At 71.7% G+C, this 20728-nt stretch carries 22 protein-coding genes; 11 read left to right on the top strand and 11 right to left on the bottom strand.

The features are described from left to right. Positions 1-56: 56 nt before the first annotated feature. From AB0C35_RS34935 to AB0C35_RS34925, 3 genes are all read right to left on the bottom strand, one after another. Positions 57-1460 carry an NAD-dependent malic enzyme gene (locus AB0C35_RS34935; RefSeq protein WP_358465748.1) on the bottom strand — a complete coding sequence of 468 codons (1404 nt, stop codon included), beginning with the start codon at positions 1458-1460 and terminating at the stop codon, positions 57-59. A gap of 112 nt (positions 1461-1572) precedes the next feature. Then, complete coding sequence (locus AB0C35_RS34930) at positions 1573-2232, bottom strand: cytidylate kinase-like family protein (protein WP_358465746.1); 660 nt, start codon at positions 2230-2232, stop codon at positions 1573-1575. Positions 2233-2289: 57 nt separating this feature from the next. Beyond that, positions 2290-3246 carry a tetratricopeptide repeat protein gene (locus AB0C35_RS34925; protein ID WP_358465744.1) on the bottom strand — a complete coding sequence of 319 codons (957 nt, stop codon included), beginning with the start codon at positions 3244-3246 and terminating at the stop codon, positions 2290-2292. A 376-nt stretch (positions 3247-3622) separates the two neighbouring features. On the opposite strand from AB0C35_RS34925, the gene AB0C35_RS34920 reads away from it, so the two are divergent. Next, positions 3623-4549, top strand: a complete 927-nt coding sequence (locus AB0C35_RS34920) for an ATP-binding cassette domain-containing protein (protein WP_358465742.1) — start codon at positions 3623-3625, stop codon at positions 4547-4549. After that, positions 4542-5894 (top strand): hypothetical protein, encoded by a 1353-nt coding sequence (locus AB0C35_RS34915; RefSeq protein WP_358465740.1) that lies wholly within the window; start codon positions 4542-4544, stop codon positions 5892-5894. The genes AB0C35_RS34920 and AB0C35_RS34915 overlap by 8 nt, the downstream gene beginning before the upstream one ends. Positions 5895-5963: 69 nt before the next feature. Here AB0C35_RS34915 and AB0C35_RS34910 read toward each other — a convergent pair whose 3' ends face one another. Further along, the gene (locus tag AB0C35_RS34910) at positions 5964-6278 is read right to left on the bottom strand and encodes a DUF3817 domain-containing protein (protein WP_358465738.1); all 315 of its coding nucleotides are present in this window, start codon (positions 6276-6278) and stop codon (positions 5964-5966) included. A 121-nt stretch (positions 6279-6399) separates the two neighbouring features. Here AB0C35_RS34910 and AB0C35_RS34905 point away from each other — a divergent pair, with 121 nt between their 5' ends. Further along, positions 6400-7098: a DUF4230 domain-containing protein gene (locus AB0C35_RS34905; protein ID WP_358465736.1), complete on the top strand. Its 699-nt coding sequence runs from the start codon at positions 6400-6402 to the stop codon at positions 7096-7098. A 164-nt stretch (positions 7099-7262) separates the two neighbouring features. Here the strand turns inward: AB0C35_RS34905 and AB0C35_RS34900 are convergent, their stop codons facing one another. Continuing rightward, positions 7263-8462, bottom strand: a complete 1200-nt coding sequence (locus AB0C35_RS34900; protein ID WP_358465734.1) for an acetyl-CoA C-acetyltransferase — start codon at positions 8460-8462, stop codon at positions 7263-7265. A 107-nt stretch (positions 8463-8569) separates the two neighbouring features. On the opposite strand from AB0C35_RS34900, the gene mce reads away from it, so the two are divergent. The 3 genes from mce (at position 8570) to AB0C35_RS34885 (ending at position 12404) form a co-directional block, all read left to right on the top strand. Continuing rightward, positions 8570-8992, top strand: coding sequence for a methylmalonyl-CoA epimerase (mce, locus tag AB0C35_RS34895; RefSeq protein ID WP_358465732.1), 423 nt, complete (start codon positions 8570-8572; stop codon positions 8990-8992). 341 nt (positions 8993-9333) lie between these two features. Further along, positions 9334-10683 (top strand): DivIVA domain-containing protein, encoded by a 1350-nt coding sequence (locus AB0C35_RS34890; protein WP_358465730.1) that lies wholly within the window; start codon positions 9334-9336, stop codon positions 10681-10683. 146 nt (positions 10684-10829) lie between these two features. Further along, complete coding sequence (locus AB0C35_RS34885; RefSeq protein WP_358465728.1) at positions 10830-12404, top strand: AI-2E family transporter; 1575 nt, start codon at positions 10830-10832, stop codon at positions 12402-12404. A gap of 15 nt (positions 12405-12419) precedes the next feature. Here AB0C35_RS34885 and AB0C35_RS34880 read toward each other — a convergent pair whose 3' ends face one another. From AB0C35_RS34880 to AB0C35_RS34865, 4 genes are all read right to left on the bottom strand, one after another. Continuing rightward, the gene (locus AB0C35_RS34880; protein WP_358465726.1) at positions 12420-13211 is read right to left on the bottom strand and encodes an alpha/beta fold hydrolase; all 792 of its coding nucleotides are present in this window, start codon (positions 13209-13211) and stop codon (positions 12420-12422) included. 115 nt (positions 13212-13326) lie between these two features. After that, positions 13327-14049 (bottom strand): alpha/beta hydrolase, encoded by a 723-nt coding sequence (locus AB0C35_RS34875; protein WP_358465724.1) that lies wholly within the window; start codon positions 14047-14049, stop codon positions 13327-13329. A gap of 46 nt (positions 14050-14095) precedes the next feature. Next, on the bottom strand, positions 14096-14383 hold the full coding sequence (locus tag AB0C35_RS34870) for an ATP/GTP-binding protein (RefSeq protein WP_358465722.1): 288 nt from the start codon (positions 14381-14383) through the stop codon (positions 14096-14098). Between the two features lie 41 nt (positions 14384-14424). Then, entirely contained in the window at positions 14425-15999 is a 1575-nt protein-coding gene (locus AB0C35_RS34865) for a 3-hydroxybutyryl-CoA dehydrogenase (RefSeq protein WP_358465720.1), read from the bottom strand. A 54-nt stretch (positions 16000-16053) separates the two neighbouring features. Between AB0C35_RS34865 and AB0C35_RS34860 the strand changes: the two genes are divergently transcribed. After that, a complete protein-coding gene (locus AB0C35_RS34860) occupies positions 16054-17058 on the top strand; it encodes an LLM class flavin-dependent oxidoreductase (RefSeq protein WP_358465718.1) in 1005 nt (334 codons plus the stop codon). Positions 17059-17120: 62 nt separating this feature from the next. Here the strand turns inward: AB0C35_RS34860 and AB0C35_RS34855 are convergent, their stop codons facing one another. Continuing rightward, positions 17121-17507: an SCO5389 family protein gene (locus AB0C35_RS34855; RefSeq protein WP_358465716.1), complete on the bottom strand. Its 387-nt coding sequence runs from the start codon at positions 17505-17507 to the stop codon at positions 17121-17123. A gap of 137 nt (positions 17508-17644) precedes the next feature. Then, positions 17645-17836 carry a hypothetical protein gene (locus AB0C35_RS34850; protein WP_358465714.1) on the bottom strand — a complete coding sequence of 64 codons (192 nt, stop codon included), beginning with the start codon at positions 17834-17836 and terminating at the stop codon, positions 17645-17647. Between the two features lie 217 nt (positions 17837-18053). Here AB0C35_RS34850 and nucS point away from each other — a divergent pair, with 217 nt between their 5' ends. The 4 genes from nucS (at position 18054) to AB0C35_RS34830 (ending at position 20662) form a co-directional block, all read left to right on the top strand. Next, positions 18054-18734: an endonuclease NucS gene (gene nucS, locus AB0C35_RS34845; RefSeq protein ID WP_358465711.1), complete on the top strand. Its 681-nt coding sequence runs from the start codon at positions 18054-18056 to the stop codon at positions 18732-18734. Positions 18735-18777: 43 nt separating this feature from the next. Further along, on the top strand, positions 18778-19185 hold the full coding sequence (locus AB0C35_RS34840; RefSeq protein WP_358465708.1) for a DUF3224 domain-containing protein: 408 nt from the start codon (positions 18778-18780) through the stop codon (positions 19183-19185). A gap of 31 nt (positions 19186-19216) precedes the next feature. Next, a complete protein-coding gene (locus tag AB0C35_RS34835) occupies positions 19217-19801 on the top strand; it encodes a TetR/AcrR family transcriptional regulator (protein ID WP_358465705.1) in 585 nt (194 codons plus the stop codon). Positions 19802-19873: 72 nt separating this feature from the next. Then, positions 19874-20662: a site-2 protease family protein gene (locus tag AB0C35_RS34830; protein ID WP_358465702.1), complete on the top strand. Its 789-nt coding sequence runs from the start codon at positions 19874-19876 to the stop codon at positions 20660-20662. Positions 20663-20728: the final 66 nt, after the last annotated feature.

Raw genomic sequence — 20728 nt, 5'->3', positions numbered from 1 at the left:
GGGCGGTCGCCCTAGCGTGCGTCGGGGGTTGGGTTTCGTCGGGTGGGTGTTGGGGGTCAGGCTTCGGTGCGGGGGCGGCCGCCTGCGGCCTCGCGGACGGCGCCTGCCACGAAGTTGCTCACGTCGGGGTGGAAGACGCTGGGGACGATGTAGTTGGGGCCCAGCTCGTCCGGGGTCACGACCTCGGCCAGGGCCTTGGCGGCGGCGGCGAGCATCTCCAGGGTGACGATGTCGGCCTGGGCGTCCAGGAGCCCGCGGAAGACGCCGGGGAACGCCAGCACGTTGTTGATCTGGTTGGGGTAGTCGCTGCGGCCGGTGGCGACGACGGCGGCGTGCTCGCGGGCCTCGTCCGGCGACACCTCGGGCTCGGGGTTGGCGAGCGCGAAAACGATCGCGTCGTCGTTCATCGTGGCAATGTCGTCGCCGTTCAGGATGCCGGGGGCGGACACGCCGATGAACACGTCGGCGTCTTTGACGGCGCCGCGCAGGTCGCCCGCGTAGCCGTCGGCGTTGGTGTGGTCGGCGATCCAGCAGAGCGAGCCGTCCATGTCGTCGCGGCCCTTGTGGACGGCGCCCAGGGCGTCGCAGACGACGAGGTTGCGGGCGCCCGCGTGCATCAGCAGCTTCAGGATGGCGGTGCCGGCGGCGCCCGCGCCCGCCATCGTGATGCGGACGGAGCCGATGTCCTTGCCGACGACGCGCAGCGCGTTGGTCAGCGCGGCGAGCACGCAGATCGCGGTGCCGTGCTGGTCGTCGTGGAAGACGGGAATGTCCAGCAGCTCGCGCAGCCGGGCCTCGACCTCGAAGCAGCGCGGCGCGGAGATGTCCTCCAGGTTGATGCCGCCGAACGCGGGCGCGAGGATCTGCACCGTCCGGACGATCTCGTCGGTGTCCTGGGTGTCGAGGCAGATCGGCCACGCGTCGATCCCGGCGAACCGCTTGAACAGCGCGGCCTTGCCCTCCATGACCGGCAGCGCGGCCTCCGGGCCGATGTTGCCGAGGCCGAGCACGGCCGAGCCGTCGGTGACGACCGCGACGCTGTTGCGCTTTATCGTCAGCCGGCGGACGTCCTCGGGGTTGCGGGCGATGGCGAGGGAGACGCGGGCGACGCCGGGCGTGTAGGCCATCGACAGCTCGTCGCGGTTGCGCAGCGGCACCTTGGACTGCATCTCGATCTTGCCGCCGAGGTGCATCAGGAACGTCCGGTCGCTGACCTTGTGGATCTTGACGGACTCGATCTGCTCCAGCGCGCCGGAGATCGCCTCGGCGTGCTGGGTGTCGCGGGTCGCGATCGTGACGTCGATGCGCAGCGTCTCGTGGCCGGCGGTGTTGACGTCGAGGGCCGTGACGATGCCTCCGGCGTTCTCCACGACGTGGGTGATCTGGCTGACGGCCCTGCCGCCCGCCGGGACCTCCAGCCGGACGGTGATCGAGTACGACACGCTTGGCACACTCGCCACGGCAACTGCTCCCTCTGCTACGGGTCGTCGATGTCCCGCGCGCGCCGCTCCGGCCGGGACGATGCGTCCGGGACGGTGCGTCCGGGGGCCGCGGCCCGGACCGTCCCGCGGCTCACAGCGCCCGCGCCGCGACGACGATCAGCTCGACGGTCGCGGGCACGGGCAGCCCCGTGGAGTCGATCACGAGGTGGTAGAGCCGCGGATCGGCGGGGTCGGCCCCGTAGAAGTGCTTCACGTAGGCCGTCCGGGCGCGGTCGTTGTCATCGAGCATACGCTCAACATCACGGTCGGGTGTCCTGGTCCGCGCGGCTCGTCCCGACTCGGCGGGCATCTCGGCGGCGGCGCGTGCCAGCCGCCGCTCCCGCGGGCCGTCCAGCCGGACGTGCAGCGCGCCCTCGTGTCCGGCCAGGACCACCGCGGCGGCCCGGCCGAGCAGCACGGCCCCGCCGCGCTCGGCCGTCCGGTGGATGACGCTCTCGGTGTGCTCCACGAACTCCTCGGGCAGGGGAATCGCGCGTTCGGGGAAGTAGACGTCCATGCCGAGCGCCACCGTGGGCAGCCGCGCCGCCCCGGCGAGGATCCGGCCGATGCCGCTCTCGGCCCGGTCGTCGTGGGCGAGCGCCTCCTCCAGCGTGCAGCCGATCTCACCGGCGACGAGTTCGGGGATGGCGCGGTCGACGAAGCGCAGCCCGAGGCGCCCGGCCACCGCCGGGCCGATGACCGGCCCACCGGCCCCGAACGCGGCCGAGATGGTCACCACCCGCGCGCTCACATCCGGTCCATGCCCGTTTCGAACGCGGACAGAACCGGCAGAACCGGACGCAACCGGTCAGAACAGGGCCGACTGGAGGGAGCGGCGGGCCTTGGCGACGCGCGGGTCGTCCGGCGGAAGAAGCTCGAACAGCGACAGCAGGTGCTTGCGCGCGGCGTCGCGGTCGTCGCCCGCGCTGCCGCGCACCGCGGTCAGCAGCCGGTCGAACGCCTGCTCCATCTGGCCGGACACCATCTCCACGTCGGCCGCGCTGATCTGCGCCTGGACGTCGCCGGGCTTCGCGGCGGCCTCCCGGAGGGCGCCCTCGGCGTCCAGCGACCGCACCCGCAGGCTCAGCCCCACCAGCGCGAGGCCCTGCTTGGCCTGGGCGTCGCGCGGGTCGCCGGCGAGGATGTCCTCGAACGCGGCCTTGGCGCCGTCCAGGTCGCCGCGCTGCAGCGCGTCCTCGGCCCGCTGGTACACCGGGTCGACGACGAGCGCTCCCGCCTCGTCCGCGACGGGCTGCTCGCCCTCGGGGGCGTCCGGCAGGATGCCCTCTTTGCGCAGCGCCTCGAAGAGCTGGTCGATGGCCTGGCGCACCTGCGGCTCGGGCGCCGCCCCGTTCAGGAACGGCAGCAGCTGCCCGGCGACGACGGCCGCCACGAACGGGATGCCGCGCACGCCCATCTGCTGCATGTATGCGCCGAGCTGCGGGTTGGCGTCGATGTCGACCTTGGCCAGCACCCACTTGCCCGCCGCCTCGGTGGCGAGCTTTTCCAGGATCGGCCCGAGCTGCTTGCACGGACCGCACCACTCGGCCCAGAAGTCCACGAGGACGGGAACGGACTGCGACCGCTCCACGACCTCGGTGTTGAACGTCTCGTCGGTGACGTCCACGACGTACTGGCCGGCGGGCGCGCCCGCACCCGCGGACGCGCCGCCGCCCTGGGCCCGGCGTTCCTGCTGCTTCCTGGCGGCCGACTGGCGCGCCCCCAGATCGATGGCCCCGTGCAACGAAAAGTCCCGAGAAGGCATGGGTCCATCCTGCCTCATGAGCGCGTGTGACCGCGCGTCCGTACGCTCCCAGCGGAGCGCGGCGCCCGCACCGGACGTCCGACACGTCCCGATTCTGCGCACAGTTCGGCAATTGCCCGCCTTTTTCGAATTCCCATCTAGGGCGCGGCGGGCAAAGAATCCAGGCGTCCTGCCGTAAAGGCAAAAAGATTGCTGGCAGCCATCACCAAGCCCGGTTATAGTCACGATGTCGATGCATCGCGGCACGGCTAAAGCGACCGGCGCGCCGGGACCGCCGAACGGCGGCCCGGCTCGGCGGGCACCGAGTGGCGGGGTTGGGGGACCACGGCCACCGGCGCACCGGGTCACCGGGCTCGCCGCCGGCCGCCGCGACCGCATGACGAGCAATGGGGGGAAACTTGTGATCGCGGATCATTCCGTGATCGTGGCCCGAGGAATGGGTGTCCGCCGCGGGGGGCGGTGGCTCCTGCGCCCGGTGACCTTCGGCGTACCCGAAGGCGTGGTCGGCCTTGCCGGTCCACCTGGTGCCGGTAAATCCACTCTGCTGGCCACGTTCGCGACCTTGCGCAGGCCGAATGCCGGCGCCCTGCACGTTCTCGGGCACGACGTGGCGCACACCGCCGGCGTGCGGGCCGCGCGCGCCCGGATCGGATACCTGCCGGCGCGGTTCTCCCGGGCGGAGCACATGACGGCCGGGGAGTTCGTCGAGTACGCGGCGTACTACAAGCGGACGAGCGCGTCCGCCGCGCGCGCGATGGTGCGGCGGCTCGACCTCGCCGAGGCCGCCGGCACCGAACTGGCGCTGCTGCCGCCCGACGTCCGGCTGCGGGCCGGGCTCGCCGCCGCGTGCGTCCACGAGCCCGACGCCGTTTTCCTGGACGACCCGTTCGGCGAGCTGTGCGCCGCCGCCGAGCCGTGGCCCACCGGCGCCGACGGCCCCGGGCACCACGTGCTCACCTCCGCCATGACGGAGCTGATCCCGGTGCTGCGCACCCTCGCCCCGACGGTGGTGGTCACGGCCGACGCCACCGGGACGCTCACCGGGTGGTGCGACCGCCTCCTCACGCTCGCCCGGGGCAGGCTGACCGAGCACCCCACGCGATCCGCCACCGCGCGCCGCGGCCGCACCGCCGCCGACCGCCGCGGCGCGGACCCGGCGGCGCCGGTGCCCGCGCCCCCACCGCCGGAGCGCCGCCCCGCGCGGCTGACGCTGCCGCAGATGACGCTGCCCAGCGTGCCGCTGCCGCAGCTGACGAGGCTGCGGGCGAGGCGGCCGCCCGCCGGGAGCACCACCGGTGTCTGACCTGGGGCGGGTGCTCCGGCTGGACGCCCGCCGCACGGCACTGCTGGTCGCGGTGCCGGTCCTCACCTCGGTCGGGACGGCGGCGGCCGTCCTGTCGCTGTGCCCGTCGGTCGCGTACTGGGACAACACCGTCGTCGCACTGCTCAACGCGGTCCGCTTCCTGGGTCCCGTCGCCGCGGGCCTGGCGGCGTGGACCGCGGTCCGGGAACGTCCGCTCGACTATCTGCGCGACCTCACCGCGCGCTCCCCCGCAACCGGTGTGCTGTTCGACCTGCTTCTGCTGTCCTCCGCCGCGCTGGTCTCCTACATCGCGGTCACGGTCATGGTCGTCGCCGTCACCCTGTTCCAAGGCCAGTCGGGGCATCCCCACCCGATGGGCATCGTCGCCGGTGCGGGCTCACTCGTCCTGCACGTCGTCGTTGGTTACCTGGCCGGACGCGTCGTCCCTCACCGCGCCACAGCCGCCCTGGTTCTCGCCGTGACGTCGCTCTGGGCCGCGCTGCGCGTCCCAGGCGTGTCGTGGTGGAGCCTGCTTCCCCCGGCGGCGTTCGAGCACATCGCCCTGTTCACCACCCTGCGCCCCCAGGTGCTCGTCGACCAGGTCACCTGGACGGCGGGGCTGACCACCGCGCTGATCCTCGGCTACGTGATGTGGGTGACCCGGCGGTTCCTGCTCGTCCTCCCGCTCGTGGTGGCGCTGGCCGCGACGGTCACCGCCACGCTCAGCCTGCACGGCTCCGGTGGGACGGTCGCGCCCGTGGCGGCGGCGCCGGTCTGCAGGGAATGGCCGCTGACCGTGTGCGTCCACCCCGCCCTGCGGGACGCGCTGCCCCGGCTGATGGCGGCGGCCACTCCCCTCGCCGCGCGCCTCAACGACACCCCCAGCGCGTTCACGAAGGTGGAGCAGCGTCCGGCGGGGACCCCCGTCTCGGTGGAGAACGGCGTCGCCACCGTCCACCTCGACGAGGAATTGTCGCCCGGGTACGCGGCGCGGGCCGTCCGGCAGATCAGCCGAAGCCTCAAGGACGCCCGCGCCTGCGCGGCCTCACCGAACGGCTACCGCACGCTGGTCGACGCGTGGCTTCTCGGCGACGACCCTCCCGCCATCGCCGACACTCACGCGGCGCGCCGGTTCGCGTCCTGGAGCGAGGCCCGGCGCCGCGCGTGGCTGCGGCTCAACTTCGCCGACTACCGCGCTTGCGCGCTCGGCCCCGCCGACTTCCGGACGGGCGGCACCCACCACCTGGTGAAGCAGTCGAAGAAGCAGGCGAAGCAATCCTCCGGACGCGCGGCGAAGGACTCGGACGTCACCGCCGGGCGCAAGCCCCTCGGCAACGCCGACTGAGCCCGGTCATCCTCTGCGCGGCCGCGGCGGACCCCCAGCCGGCCGCGGCCACGCAGAAGTTCATCACCGTCAGCGCGCCGCCGTCGCGGCGCCCGCTGCGGTCGTGTTCGCGGGCCTGGTCCAGTAGCGCTCCACGAGGAACGGGGCGACCGGCAGCACGGCCGCGGCGAGCGCCAGCACCGTGCGCTTGAGGTCCCAGCGGAGCGCCTCGCGGACGAGGAAGACCATCCCGACGTAGGCCATGAACAGGACTCCGTGGATCGGACCCATCAACTGCACGCCCACTTCCGCGTCCGCCCCGTACTTCAGCGGCATCGCGACCAGTAGCAGCAACAGGAACGAAACCGCCTCGGCGACGGAGACGAGGCGGAAAACACGAATCATGTCCACACCCGCTTCAACGTACCGGCCCCCGCCTGGGGTTTCGTCCCACGCTATGGCCTCGCTCACATCGACCTAACCGGCACGCCAGATACGGGACGTTCCTGCCGGGAATGTCCCGTACATGGCTCGCCCGGAACCGAACGCGCCCCGCACGTCGTCCCCCGTCCGGTCCCGCGCTTCCCGGCGCGGGCTGATCACCTCCGTCCTGCTCGTCGTCGCGACCGTCGCGGTCGTGCTCGTGGCCCAGCAGGCGCTGCGGGGTCTCCCCGGATGGCTGAACCCGTTCGGCGTGGAGACCAAGGACCGCAGCGGGCCCGTCCTGCTGAAGTCGATCCGCGACCTGCACCGCTACGAGGCGGCGAGCGGAAACTTCCAGGTCATCGTGGACCTGGAGAAGGACGCCAAGTTCCTGCCGGGGTCACTGCGCGGCAAGCGCACCCTGTTCGTCGGGAACGGCTCCGTCGACGCCTACGTGGACTTCTCGAAGCTCGGCTCCGGCGCCGTCAAGGTGAACGCGGACCGGACGTCCGCGACCATCACTCTGCCGCCCGCCCAGCTGGAGAAGACCAACCTCGACCAGGAGCACAGCTACGTCTACGCGACCGAACGCGGCCTGTTCGACCGCTTCGGCGACTTCTTCAGCAGCAATCCCGCCGACCAGCAGCAGCTCTACGTCCTGGCGTCCCAGAAGATCCAGACGGCCGCCGCCCAGAGCGGCCTGAAGGGACGCGCCGACGCCAACACCAAGACGATGCTGGAGAACATGCTCAAGGCCCTCGGCTTCACGACGGTCACCGTCCACCAGCCCAAGGCCCAGTGACATGCACCGACCTCAGCCGTCGCCGCAACCCCACAACAACCAGAGCCGTCGCGATCGCGACCGAAGGCAGGATTCGAGCCTGCGAGAAACCTGATCGCGCAGCGAGCCGCAAGGCGAGCCGAAGCGATGCAGCGATCGCACGTGGTCCGATCGGTTCTGAGCCGCTAGGCGAGGGTTCGGGTCGGGACACGAATAAGCAACGCGTCTCCCTGGCCGCCGCCGCCGCAGAGGCCGGCAGCGCCGACGCCGCCGCCGCGGCGCTTCAGCTCGTAGGCCAGGTGCAGGGCGATGCGGGCGCCGGACATGCCGACCGGGTGGCCGAGCGCGATGGCGCCGCCGTTGACGTTGACCTTGTCGGGGCCGACGCCGAGGTCGCGCATCGACTGGATGCCGACGGAGGCGAACGCCTCGTTGACCTCGATGAGGTCCAGGTCGTCGACGCTCAGGCCCTCCTTGCCGAGGGCGTGCTTGATCGCGTTGGACGGCTGGGACTGCAGCGAGTTGTCGGGGCCGGCGACGTTGCCGTGCGCGCCGATCTCGGCGAGCCAGGTGAGCCCGAGTTCCTCGGCCTTGGCCTTGGACATCACCACGACCGCCGCGGCGCCGTCGGAGATCTGCGAGGACGAGCCCGCCGTGATCGTGCCGTCCTTGCTGAACGCGGGGCGCAGCTTGGCGAGCGACTCGGCGGTGGTGTCGCCGCGCACGCCCTCGTCGGCGGAGAACACGACCGGCTCGCCACGGCGCTGGGGCACCTCGACCGGGGCGATCTCTTCGTCGAAGACGCCGTTCTTGATGGCCTCGGCGGCGCGCTGGTGGGAGCGGGCGGAGAACTCGTCCTGCTCCTGGCGGGAGATGTCCAGCTTCGCGTTGTGCATCTCGGTCGACTCGCCCATGGCGATGCCGTCGAACGCGTCCGTCAGCGCGTCGTGGGCCATGTGGTCGAGGACCTCGACGGAGCCGTACTTGTAGCCGCCGCGCGACTTGGGCAGCAGGTGCGGGGCCTGCGTCATCGACTCCATGCCGCCCGCCACGACGATGTCGAACTCGCCGGCCCTGATCAGCTGGTCGGCGAGCGCGATCGCGTCCAGCCCGGACAGGCAGACCTTGTTGATCGTGATCGACGGGACGCTCATCGGGATGCCCGCCTTGACCGCCGCCTGCCGGGACGGGATCTGGCCGGCGCCCGCCTGCAGGACCTGGCCGAGGATCACGTACTGCACCTGGTCGCCGGACACCCCGGCGCGCTCCAGCGCCGCCTTGACCGCGTGCGCTCCGAGGTCGGCGGCGGAGAAGTCCTTCAGCGAGCCCATCAGGCGCCCGATGGGGGTGCGCGCTCCGGCGACGATCACGGAAGTGGCGGTCATGAGGGGGCCTCCAGGGTGGTGCTGCGGCGACGTTTGCCACCATACCCAGGAGAACCATGTTCGGTTCAGTTCGCCCCCGCCTGGCCGCCCGAGTAGGGAGAAAGCCCATGCTGACCCGTATCGACCACATCGGCATCGCCTGTCATGACCTGGACGCCACCGTCGAGTTCTACAAGGCGACCTACGGCTTCACCGACGCGCATTTCGAGGTGAACGAGGAGCAGGGCGTCCGGGAGTGCATGCTCAAGATCAACGAGACGGGGGACGGGGCGGCGAGCTACCTGCAGCTGATCGAGCCGATCCGGGACGACTCGGCGGTCGCCAAGTGGCTGGCGAAGAACGGCGAGGGCGTGCACCACATCGCGTTCGGGACGGACGGGACCGTCGAGCAGGAGGCGGCCGGCATCGCGGGCAAGGGCGTCCGGGTCCTGTACGACGCGCCGCGCAACGGGTCCATGGGATCCTTGATCAACTTTTTGCACCCCAAGGACTGCCACGGCGTCCTGACCGAGCTCGTGCAGAAGCGCTGACGGACCCGCGTGATCTTCTGGAGCCGCCGCCACAGGGGCGCGATCGGATCGTGACGTGTTCGATATCACCGTCGCCGACGACGGGGTACCGACCGCCGCTGTGTGACCGTTCCGCCACATCTGGTGCATTTGTGGTGCCCGTACCTGGGCGGTAACCCAGCGGAAGGTCAGGTGGACAAAAACGACAAAATACGCAGCGCGTCAAGATGAGCCCCCAACACGGCAGCGTCCGGAGTACGCTTCAGTCGCCGGAAGAGGTCTGGGGCACTGCGCCCGTCATGTCAGGCGATCAACCGGTCCCCGGAACTACCCGTAGCCCCGTCACATCAGGATTGAGCCACATGCAGTCCGACATCGACGCCCAGCTCAGCAACTTCTTTGAAGACACGCCCCCGCGCGAATTCGACGTGGTGCTTCGCGGCTACGACCGGCACCAGGTCGACGAGCACATCAAAACGCTCGACAACGAGGTCCGGCAGACCCGCGAGCAGACACAGGCCATGCAGCGAGAGCTGTCGGACGCCCACCGTCAGCTGCAGGAGCAGGAACGTCCCACCTACTCCGGTCTCGGCGCGCGCATCGAGCAACTGCTCAGGCTCGCCGAGGAGCAGGCCACCGAGCTCGTTCAGGCCGCACGCTCCGAGGCGAACGAGATCAAGGCCGCGGCCAAGGTCGACGCCGCCGAGCAGCGCGCCACCGCCGAGAACGACGCCGCCGAACTGCGCGCGAACGCCCAGCGCGAGGGCGACGACATGCGCGGCGCGGCCGAGCGCGAGGCGGAGGAGGTGCGAACCTCGGCCCGCCGCGAGGCCGACGAGCTGACCTCCACGACCGAGCGCGAGGTCGCCAAGCTGCGCGCCACCGCCGACCACGAGGTCGCCGAGAAGCGCGCCGGCGCCGAGCGCGAGATCGCCAAACTGCGGACCACGACCGAGCGCGAGGTCGCGCAGCTGCGCGCGTCCACCAAGCGCGAGCGGGACGAGATCCTCACGACGGCCAAGCGGCAGGCCGACGAGATGCGGGCCCAGGCCCAGCGCATCCTGGAGGAGAGCGAAGCCCAGCGCGCCCAGGCCGAGGCCGAGTTCGAGATCCAGCTGGCCGCCCGCCGCGAGGAGGCCGACCGGCAGGACGCCGAGCGGCACTCCAACGCCCAGGCCGCCACGCAGAAGCTCGTCGCCGAAGCCGAGCAGCGCGCCGCGTCCGCCGAGCAGCGGGCCGCCAAGGCCACGCAGCAGGCCGAGCAGACCCGGCGCGAGGCCGACTCGCACGCCAAGCAGCTCATGGCCAACGCCCGCAAGAACTCCGACAACGTGATCGCCGAGGCCAAGGCGCAGGCCGAGCAGCTGCTCGCCGAGACCAAGGCCGAGTCCGACCGCGTCCGGACGGCGGCGCAGCGGCAGGTCGACGAACTCACGCGCCAGCGCGACAGCATCACCAGCCACCTCAACCAGCTGCGTCAGCTGATCGGCGGTGTCGCGCCGAACCTGGGCGGCGACGCCGAGCTGGCCGCGCCCCCGGAGAAGGCCGCGATCCCCGCGGCCGAGCCCAAGCCGGCCCCGGCGCAGCAGGCCGAGCAGCCCAGGCAGCAGCAGCCGAGGCAGCAGCAGCCCGCAGGCAAGGCCGCGCCCGCCAAGCAGGGCGCCCCCGCCGCCAAGTCCGAAGAGGACGACGAGGACTGGTGGCAGGAGTGACCGTCATCTGACGGTGGCCCGAACGTGACGGAAAGCCTAGAGGCAGCGGAAACGCCTCTAGGCTTTCCGTCGTCTCACCCTGTAGCGCGGGCTCCGGTCCGCGACGCGGCGTGCGCAACCACGGCAGGATGAAAGAGGAGAGCGGCGTGTCCGACGAGACCCCCCACGAGAACGGGCCGGAGGCGATCCCCGGCAAGGGGCGTCCCGCGACCGGCGGCAAGGTTCCCGCTCCCACCCCGCCCGCCGACGACGACCCGGCGAACCCGTCCCCCGAGTCCACCGGCGAGCCGCCCGACGGTACCGACCGGGATGACGACACCGGCCGTGACGACGACACCGGCCGGGATGACGAGGACGCGCCCGGACGAGCGACAGCGGACGAATCAGGCGAACCGGAAGAACAAGTCGAGGACGCGCCTGGACGAGCCGCAGCGGACGAATCAGGAGACTCGGAGGAACGAGTCGAGGACGCCGTCGCGCCCAGCGGTGCACTGAAGCCCGAGGAGATCGACGAGCCGTCCGGGGAGCGCGACCCGGCCACCGGCACGCCCGTCAACCTCCCGGCGCCGGTGCCGGCGGTCGGCAAGGCTTCGCCCGACCAGGGCGCGCCCGACCCGGCGCAGGACGTGGAGCAGCGCAGGCGCGAGGCCGGCGTCGACCACCTGTTCCCGTTCGGACGGCCCGGTCAGCCGCTCGGCCGGGCCCACCCGTTCGTGTTCGGGTTCACCGCCGCGCTCGGCGTCATCACCGCCTGGCTGCTGGTGCGGGCCGCGACGAACGCCAAGTCCGTGATCGTGATGATCGTGGTGGCGATGTTCCTCGCGGTCGGCCTGAACCCGGCGGTGGACCGGCTCCGCAAGTTCGGGTTCCCGCGCGGCGCGGCGGTCGCGACGGTGTTCCTCGTCGTGATCCTCTTCTTCGCGGGGTTCGTCGCCTCCCTCGTCCAGCCGGTCACCGAGCAGGTCACCGAGCTGCGCAAGAGCATCCCCGAGTACGTCGAGCAACTGCAGAACAACCAGACGCTGGCCGAGTGGGACAAGCGCTACGGGCTGCTGGACCGCGCCGAGAAGGCCGTCAACAGCCCGGACTTCCAGAACAGCCTCACCGACACCGCCACCGGCATCGGCAAGGTCGCGATAAGCGGCGCCTTCCAGACGATCACGATCCTGATCCTGACGCTGTACTTCCTCAGCTCGCTGCCGCAGATCAAGACGTTCTTCTACAAACTCGCACCCCGATCCCGCAGAGCGCGCGTCGCCCTGCTGGGCGACGAGATCCTCGACCGGATCGGCGGGTACGTCGCCGGGCAGTTCACGATCGCGTTCATCGCGGGCGTCTGCTCGTACATCTTCCTGTCGATCCTCGGGGTGAAGTACGGCCTGGCGCTGTCGCTGATCGTCGCGGTGACCGCACTGATCCCGCTCGTGGGCGCGACGATCGGCGCGGTGGTCGTGGCCCTGGTCGCGTTCCTGACCGGAACCACCACCGATCTCATCGTCTGCGTGATCTTCTACCTGGTCTACCAGCAGGTGGAGAACTACGTGGTGTATCCGCGCGTCATGAAACGGACGGTGGACGTGCAGCCGGCGGTGACGATCGTGGCGGCGCTGGTCGGCGCGGCGTTGCTGGGCGTAGTCGGGGCGCTGCTGGCGATCCCGACGGCGGCGGCGATCTCGCTGCTGATCCGCGAGGTCGTCATGCCCCGGCAAGAGGTGATCTAGCCGGCCGCCGGACGTTCAGCGGCTCGTGCGGGCCAGGGCGGTGGCGAACTCCGCCACCGCCTGGTTGAACAGGTCCGGCTGCTCCACCGCGCACAGGTGCCCGGCGCGCGGCATGACGAGCAGTTCCGCGTTGGGCAGCGCGTCGGACATGGCACGGGCCTCGTCCTCGGTGGCGAGCGCGTCCTCGTCCCCGATCATGACGAGGGCGGGCACCCGCACGCCGCGGAGCGTGTCGAACGCCTCCGCGCGGCCGGCCATGGCGCGCTGCGCCCACGCGGCGGCAAGCGGCGGGGTGGCCTGGACGAGACCGCGCACGCGCCCGTAAATGAGAGCGCGCCGGCTCAGCGTGGTGGGCCCGACGAGGCCGGGCAGCACCTCGTCCACCAGGACCTGCGTGGTGGCCTCGCGTTCGAGCCGGCCCGCCTGCCGCAGCCGGACCTCCCGGACGGAGTCGGCGTCGGCGGTGGCGCGGGTCGCGGCCAGCACCAGGCCGAGGACGAGGTCGGGGTGCCGCCTGCAGAGGGCCATCGCGACGTAGCCGCCCATGGACAGCCCGCCGACGACGGCCCGGCCGACGCCGAGGCGCCGGAACATGCGGGCGACGTCGTCGGCCATCGCATCGATGGACGGCTCGTCGTCGCCGAGCACGGAACCGCCGAAGCCGCGCAGGTCGGGGGTGATGACGCGGAACCGGTTCGCGAGGCCCTCCCGCTGGCCGAGCCACATCGCCGAGGAGAGCGGGAAGGCGTGCAGCAGGACGAGCGGCGTGCCGGTTCCGACATCCCTGGCGTACAGCTGCACGGTCATGGACGGTCCCTCCGGACGGCGTCCCGGTCGGGTCGCCGTGAACGCGATCGCTAAGCCATCGTTACCCGCTATCGGGTCGTACGTGACGAGAGTGGCCGCGATCGGCCGCATGAGGTTATTCGTCCAATTCGTCCCATTCAGTGGGGAGCGGGGCCGCCGCCGGAGCGACCCGCTTGACGATCTCGTTCAGAACGATCCGGACATACGGCTCGCCCACCCAGAGGTGCTTGGCGTTGTCCACCGCGATCACCTCGGCCTGCGGGACGCGCTTGAACCGCTCCCGCGCCTCCACCGGGCGCAGGTAGTCGTCGAACTCCGGGACCAGCGCCACGACGGGCCGTCCGTCGGCGCCCCAGGCGTCCAGGTCCGCGTCGCCCGCGCGCCTCAGCGGCGGGGACAGCAGGATCGCGCCCTCGACCAGCGGGTCACGTCCCCACTTCAGGGCCAGCTCGGTGCCGAACGACCAGCCGAGCAGCCACGGATGCGGCAGATCGTGGTACTCGGCGTACTCCAGCGCCGCCGCCACGTCGAACCGCTCGGTCTCCCCCTCGCCGAACTCGCCCTGGCTCGTGCCGCGCGCCGACGTCGTCCCGCGCGTGTTGAACCGCAGCACGGCCACCCCGGCGAGCGCGGGCAGCCGGTAGGACGCCTTGCGCAGGACGTGGCTGTCCATCATGCCCTCGGCCGTGGGCAGCGGATGCAGGCACACCAGCGTCGCCACCGGCGGCCGGTCCGGGGGCAGCGCCAGCTCGCCGACCAGTTCCAGCCCGTCGGAGGTGTGCAGCGTGATCTCCTCGCGCCGCGCCGGCAGCACCGTCGCCGCCCTGATCTCGGCCATGGGTCTCCTCCGTGTCGGTTCCGGGGGACGGCCCCCGGTCAAGGGGCTAATAGCGAGGCGCGTCACGCGAACGCATGACACGGGGCGAGCGCCGGCCGCGGGCCTGCCAGCAGGGACGATGCCAGTGCCGGCGGTCCTCGCCGCCCCGGTCGTCCGCCGGCCACGCGACGACGTGCGCGACGCCCGGCGGGATCTCCTGGTCGCACCCCGGGCACCGGTACGCCTTGGTCGCGGCGGCCCCGGAGATCGCCCGGACGATCCATGCGCCGTCCGGCCCGTCCTCGGTCTCCTGAGCCCACACTCCCCCGCCGCCCCGCGAGGGACGTCCGGACATTGCGCGACGATTTTTCCGGGGGCTCATGGCTTCGAGGATATTCAGCGCAGCGGGCTTCCGGCCGTCACGTGCTCGGTGAGGAGGGGGGTGGGCGCCATGGCCGGGTCGCGGGTCTCGGCGTGGAGGGCGTGCAGGACGGTGACCGCGCGGTCCAGGCCGAGCCTGTCGAGGTCGGCGATCGGGCCCGTCGGGTAGCCGCAGCCGAGCGTCATCGCGGCGTCGATCGAGTCGGCGTCGGCGTACCCGGCGCCGAGCATCGCCGCGGCGTCGTTCAGGTACGGGAAGCGCAGGGCGTCCACGATGAAGCCGGCGCGGTCGCGGCAGCGCACGGCGGTGAGGCCGAGGCGTCCGGCCAGGTCGAGGGCCCGGTCGGCGATCTGCGGGTCGGTCGCGACCGTGGCGGCGACCTCGGCGAGCGTCCCCGCCGGGTCGGGCAGGTGCAGGCCGACGACGTCGGCGGGACGGCCCGTCGCCATCGCCTGCTCGATCACCGGGCCGGACGCCGACGTCACGGCGAGCACCGCGCCGGGCTTGGCGGCCTGGGCGGCGGCCGACAGCAGCGCCCGCCCGGCCTCGGCGTCCTCCGCGGCCTCGACGATCAGGTCGCAGTCGGCGAACCGGGCGGCGGAGTCGCGGACCTCGGCGCCCGCCCGCTCGCACAGCGCGGCGATCGCGTCCGCGAGGGGACCGACGCCGACGATGCCCACGACCGGCGCCGGGCCTGCGGCGGCCTCGGCCTCCGGCTCGGCGGCGGACTTGTCGTAGGCGTAGAAGCCGCGGCCCGTCTTGCGGCCGAGGACCCCGGCGGTGACGAGTTCGCGCAGCAGCGGGGACGCGGCGTGGCGCCGGTCGCGCGACTCGGCGTAGATCGCTTCGAGCACCTCCAGGCAGGTGTCGAGGCCGATCAGGTCCATGAGGGTGAACGGGCCCATCGGCAGGCCCGCGCCCGCCTTCATCGCGGCGTCGATGTCGTCGCGGGTCGCGTGCCCGGACTCCAGCATGGACGCGGCCTGGTTCAGATAGCCGAACAGCAGCCGGTTCGCGACGAACCCGGCGCGGTCCCCGATCGTCACCGGGGTCTTGCCGAGGCCCGTCACCAGGTCGGCGACGCGGGTCACGGCGTCCGGCTCGGTCAGCACGGTCGCGATGACCTCGACGAGCTTCATCACGGGCGCCGGGTTGAAGAAGTGCACCCCGACGATCTTGGTGGGGCGTCCGGTGGTGACCGCGATGTCGGTGACCGACAGCGACGAGGTGTTGGTGGCGAGGACGGCGTCGTCCCGGCACACCCGGTCCAGCTCGGCGAAGACCTTGCGCTTCAGGTCGAGCCGCTCCGGGACGGCCTCGATGACGAGGTCGCAGTCGCCGAGGTCGGCGAAGTCGGTCGTCAGCGCGACCCGGCCGAGGATCTCGCGCTGCGCGTCCTCGGTGAGCCGCCCGCGCTTGACGGCCCGCCCGGTCGAGCCCTCCAGATGCCCGCGCCCGCGTTCCAGCGCGTCCTGGTTCACCTCGACGCCGACGACCGCGAGGCCGCCGCGCGCCAGCACCTCGGCGATGCCCGCGCCCATCGTGCCCAGTCCGACGACTCCGACTCTGCTGAACGAACCACCAGTCATGAGGGCAGTCTCCCAAAGCGCTCGCCCGCCCACGAGGGCGGGTACGACGGGGACGTGCGCCTCGGAATCTTCCTCCTCGCCACCCGCTACCCCAACAAGCTCCGCTCGCAGGCCTCGGATGACGCCGATGCCTTGGCGCGGACCGTTGAGGCCGCCGTCGCCGCCGAACGGGCCGGGTTCGACGACGTCTGGCTGGCCGAACACCACTTCATGTCGTACGGGGTCGTCCCGTCGGCGACCGTCCTCGCCGGGCACATCCTGGCGCTCACCGGCCGCGTCCATGTCGGGACGGCGGTCAGCGTGCTGTCCAGCCGGCATCCGGTGGCGCTGGCCGAGGAGGCGGCGATGCTGTCGCTGCTGTCCGGCGGCCGTTTCCGCCTGGGCGTCGGACGCGGCGGGCCGTGGCGGGACCTGGAGGTGTTCGGCACCGGTCTCCCCCGCTACGAGGAAGGCTTCGCCGAATCCCTGGACCTTCTTCTGTCTTGGCTGCACTCGGACCGGGTCGCGTGGTCCGGGGAGCATTTCCGCTTCCGCGAGGTTCCGGTCGTCCCGCGCGCGCTTGTCCCGCCGCCGGTGACCGTCGCTTGCACGTCCGAGGCCACCGAGATGCTGGCGGCGGAGCGGAATCTGCCGATGCTGCTGGGCATGCACATAGGCCCGGATGAGAAGGCCGCCGCAGTGGCACGCCACGGCATGCCGGACGCCCCGCACATCTCGACCCACGTGGCCCAGGTCGCCGACACACGAGAAGAAGCCGTCAGAACCCTCATGGACGAGATGCCGCGCTGGCTCGGCCCCGGCCTGGAGGGATACGTCCCCGTCAACGACCGTCCGCGGCCGTCCCGCGATCCCGTCGCCTACACGCGCCTCATGTGCGACCTGCATCCAGTCGGTTCACCGGACGACTGTGTGGAGTCGCTCGTGACCACCGTCGAACGCACGGGGATCCGGCACCTGATCCTGCTGGTCGAAGCCGCCGGCTCCCGCGCCGCCACGCTGGAGAACATCGCGCGGCTGGGCGCCGACGTCCTCCCCAAGGTCCGCGCCGCCGTCTCCTGAACACACGTGCGGCGTGCCGGTGCCATCGGGGACACCGGCACGCCGCGCGCGTGGACGAACGGTCAGCAGTCGCGGAGTTCGGGGGACTGGTTGAGGATCTGTTCGCGGGCCGTCACGAACGTCCGGTAGGCGTCGGACTCGCCGGCCGGGAAGACCGCCACGCGGTGGCAGTTCTGGAAGGCGAGCTTGACGCCGAAGTAGCGTTCCAGGGTGTCGCGCATGGCGTCGCTCGCGAGGACGCGGAGCAGCTGGCCTCGGGCCTTCTCGTCCGGCGGCGGCGTCAGGTTGTCGGCGAAGTCCCCGCCGTCCACCTGCAGCCGCGCCACCAGCCCGCTGATCATGTCCCACGCGTACGGGAGGGACGTTCTGATGCACTCGACGAACGCCGCGTCGCCGACCTCGCCCTTCTGCGCCGTCTCCAGGAGTTCCGGGGTCACGTCAAGAGACATGCGGGGGTCCTTTCGCCAGACGGAGGATGACTCCCACACGCGACGCTAATCACGGCGGCCTGAGAATTCCAGGCTTGACAAGGATTTTCATTTCGCTATGAGCCGCCCCCGGCCGGGCACGCCGGGCCGGGGGCGGGTCAACGTGCGGGCTCCGCGCCGTGCCCGGACGGCCGCCGCCGGACCGGGCGGGCCGCGCCGCGCTCGGCTTGGTCGGCCCAGAATTCGCGGGCCCGGCGCGCCAGTCGGCCGGCCCGGGCGGCCCGCGCCTCCGCCCGCATCCCGCGGGCCCGCTCCCGCATGATCGACTGCATGATGTCGTGGTGGAACACGGCCCCTCCTCCTGGACGCCGGGCCCACCGGACGGGCCCGACATCCAAGAGGTTCGTCCTAAGGCGTCCGCCCCCACATCGGCACGACGCCTTAGATCCGCGGCCGTCCCGCCTTAGCGACCGGCGGCGGTGACGACGGGTACGCCGCCCTCGCCGCCCTCGCCGTCCACGGCCGATCCGGCCCGCGCGCCCGGCCGCGCCGCTAAAGTTGGGCGGCGTGCGTCTCGTTATCGCCCGGTGCAGCGTCGACTACGCCGGCAAGCTCACCGCCCACCTGCCGATGGCCCCCCGCCTGATCCTCATCAAGTCGGACGGGAGCGTCAGCGTCCACGCCGACGACCGCGCCTACAAGCCCCTCAACTGGATGAACCCGCCCTGCTCGCTGCGCGAGGAGAGCTACGAGGACAACGGCGCCATCGCCCGCTGGACGGTCACGCACGGCAAGTCCGGTGAGCGGCTCATCCTCACGATCGAGGAGATCCTGCACGACACCAGCCACGAACTCGGCGTCGACCCGGGCCTGCAGAAGGACGGCGTGGAGGCGCATCTCCAGGAGCTGCTCGCCGAGCACATCACCACGCTCGGGGACGGATGGTCGCTGATCCGCCGGGAGTTCCCCACCGCGATCGGCCCCGTCGACATCCTCTGCCGGGACGAGGGCAGCGCCACGGTCGCCATCGAGATCAAGCGGCGCGGCGAGATCGACGGCGTCGAGCAGCTCACCCGCTACCTGGAGCTGCTCAACCGCGACCCGCACCTCGCGCCCGTCCGCGGCGTGTTCGCGGCCCAGGAGATCAGGCCGCAGGCCCGCGTCCTCGCCACCGACCGCGGCATCGACTGCGTCACCCTCGACTACGACGCGCTGCGCGGCATCGAACACGAGGGCACCCTGTTCTGACCGGTCCTCCCGCGGCGCCGCCGCGGACGGCATCATTGCGGGCATGACCTTTCAAGCCGGCGGCAGCTTCGACATCGACGCCTGGGACGCCGACAAGCCCTATGACGAGCGGGACGGCACCAAGCTCACCCGGGTGTCCGTCCGCAAGACGTTCCACGGCGACCTCGTCGGGACGAGCACGACCGAACTGATCACCGTGGAGTCCTCGGCCGGGCCCGTCGCCTACGTGGGGATCGAGCACGTCCAGGGCATCCTGCACGGCCGCGAGGGCACGTTCGTCCTGCAGCACAGCGCGGGCAGCGAGGACGGGACGCCCGGCACGCAGTGGCTGCGGTGGCTGATCGTCCCCACGTCCGGCACCGGCGAGCTCGCGGGCATCCGCGGCGTCGGCCAGATCACCGTCACCGAGGACGGCGCGCACACCTGGACCCTGGAGTACTCCCTGGACTGAGGGCCCGGCGGGCGGCCGGTAATGTGCAGCCATGCCCCCGGTCAGCACCGACGCGACGCGCGAGCGGATCATCGACGCCGCCGAGGAGTGCTTCGGCCGTTTCGGCGTGGCCAAGACCACGGTCGAGGACATCGCGGCCGCGGCGAAGCTGTCCCGGGCCACGGTGTACCGCAGCGTCACCGGCGGGCGGGACGAGCTGATCCTGGCCGTGGTGGTCCGTGACCTGCACCGGTTCCTGGACCGCCTCGCCGAGCGGCTGCGCCGGGAGCGGTCGGTGCCGAAGGCGATCGTCGAGGGCACGATGGACGCGGTCGAGTACGTCCGCAGCGAGCCGACCATCGCGCACTTCCTGGTACCGGAGGCGGCGGGCCACATGCAGGCGGCGGTGGCGGGCGCGGCCGAGCACGTCCTCGCGCTCTGCTGCGACTACGTGCGGCCCTACTTCGAGCAGGCCCAGCGGCAGCGCACGCTCAGGGCCGACATCGACGTGGAGGGGACGGTGGAGTTCCTCTTCCGCATCATCACCTCGCTGATCGTCATGGACCGGGACCGGGACGCCGACGGGCTGCGCCGCTTCCTGCGCACCTATGTCGTTCCGGTGATCGCGGCACCGTGACTCCAGGGAGAAGGTAGCTTCGGAGACCGGACGGGGCGCCGGCGGAACGGCGTGGCGAGAGGGGCCAGGGCGATGGAGGGGACTGCGCACGGGACGCGAGGGGGTGCGGCCGTACGGCCGAGCCCCGTGTTCCTCGCGATCGTGGGGGCGACGGTCCTGTGCGGCCTGATCACCTGGCGGTACGGGGTGGATCCGGCCCAGCCGGCCCGGATCGCGCTGTTCGGGTTCGTCCTCGCGGCGTGGATGCTGTCCCTGTGCCTGCACGAGTTCGGGCACGCCTACATGGCCTACCGGTCAGGCGACCGCAGCGTCGTGTCCAAGGGCTACCTCACGCTGAACCCGCTGAAGTACTCCGACATCACGCTCAGCTTCCTGATCCCGGTGGTGTTCATCGTGCTCGGGGGCATCGGGCTGCCGGGCGGCGCCGTCTGGATCGAGCGGCACCGGATCCCGGGCAGGCTGCGGCACAGCCTGATCTCGGCGGCCGGCCCGCTGTCCAACGTGCTGTTCGCGATCATGCTGGCGGTGCTGTACAAGAACTTCGCCCACCAGGATCACGGGGTGTTCTGGCTGGGTGTGGCGTTCCTGGCGTTCCTGCAGGTCACGGCGGCGGTCCTGAACCTGCTGCCGATCCCGGGGCTGGACGGCTTCGGGATCATCGAGCCGTATCTGCCGCGCCAGTGGGTGGACAAGGTCGCCCCATACGGCGGTTACGCCTTCCTCATCCTGATCGCGCTGCTGTGGCTGGGGCCGATCAACGGGGCCTTCTTCGACGTGGTCTTCAACCTCACCGGCGCGCTGGGGCTCGGGGAGGCCCCGATCCAGGCCGGCCACTCGCTCTTCCAGTGGTGGGACAACTGACGTGCGGAGCCGGGGGTGCCCCCTCGGGGCTTAGGGTGATTTACTAGCGAGTACATCGCTGCAAGC

It is taken from the genome of Spirillospora sp. NPDC048819 (genome assembly GCF_040650055.1).
Classification (GTDB): domain Bacteria; phylum Actinomycetota; class Actinomycetes; order Streptosporangiales; family Streptosporangiaceae; genus Spirillospora.
This window is presented reverse-complemented; position numbering and strand designations above follow the sequence as displayed.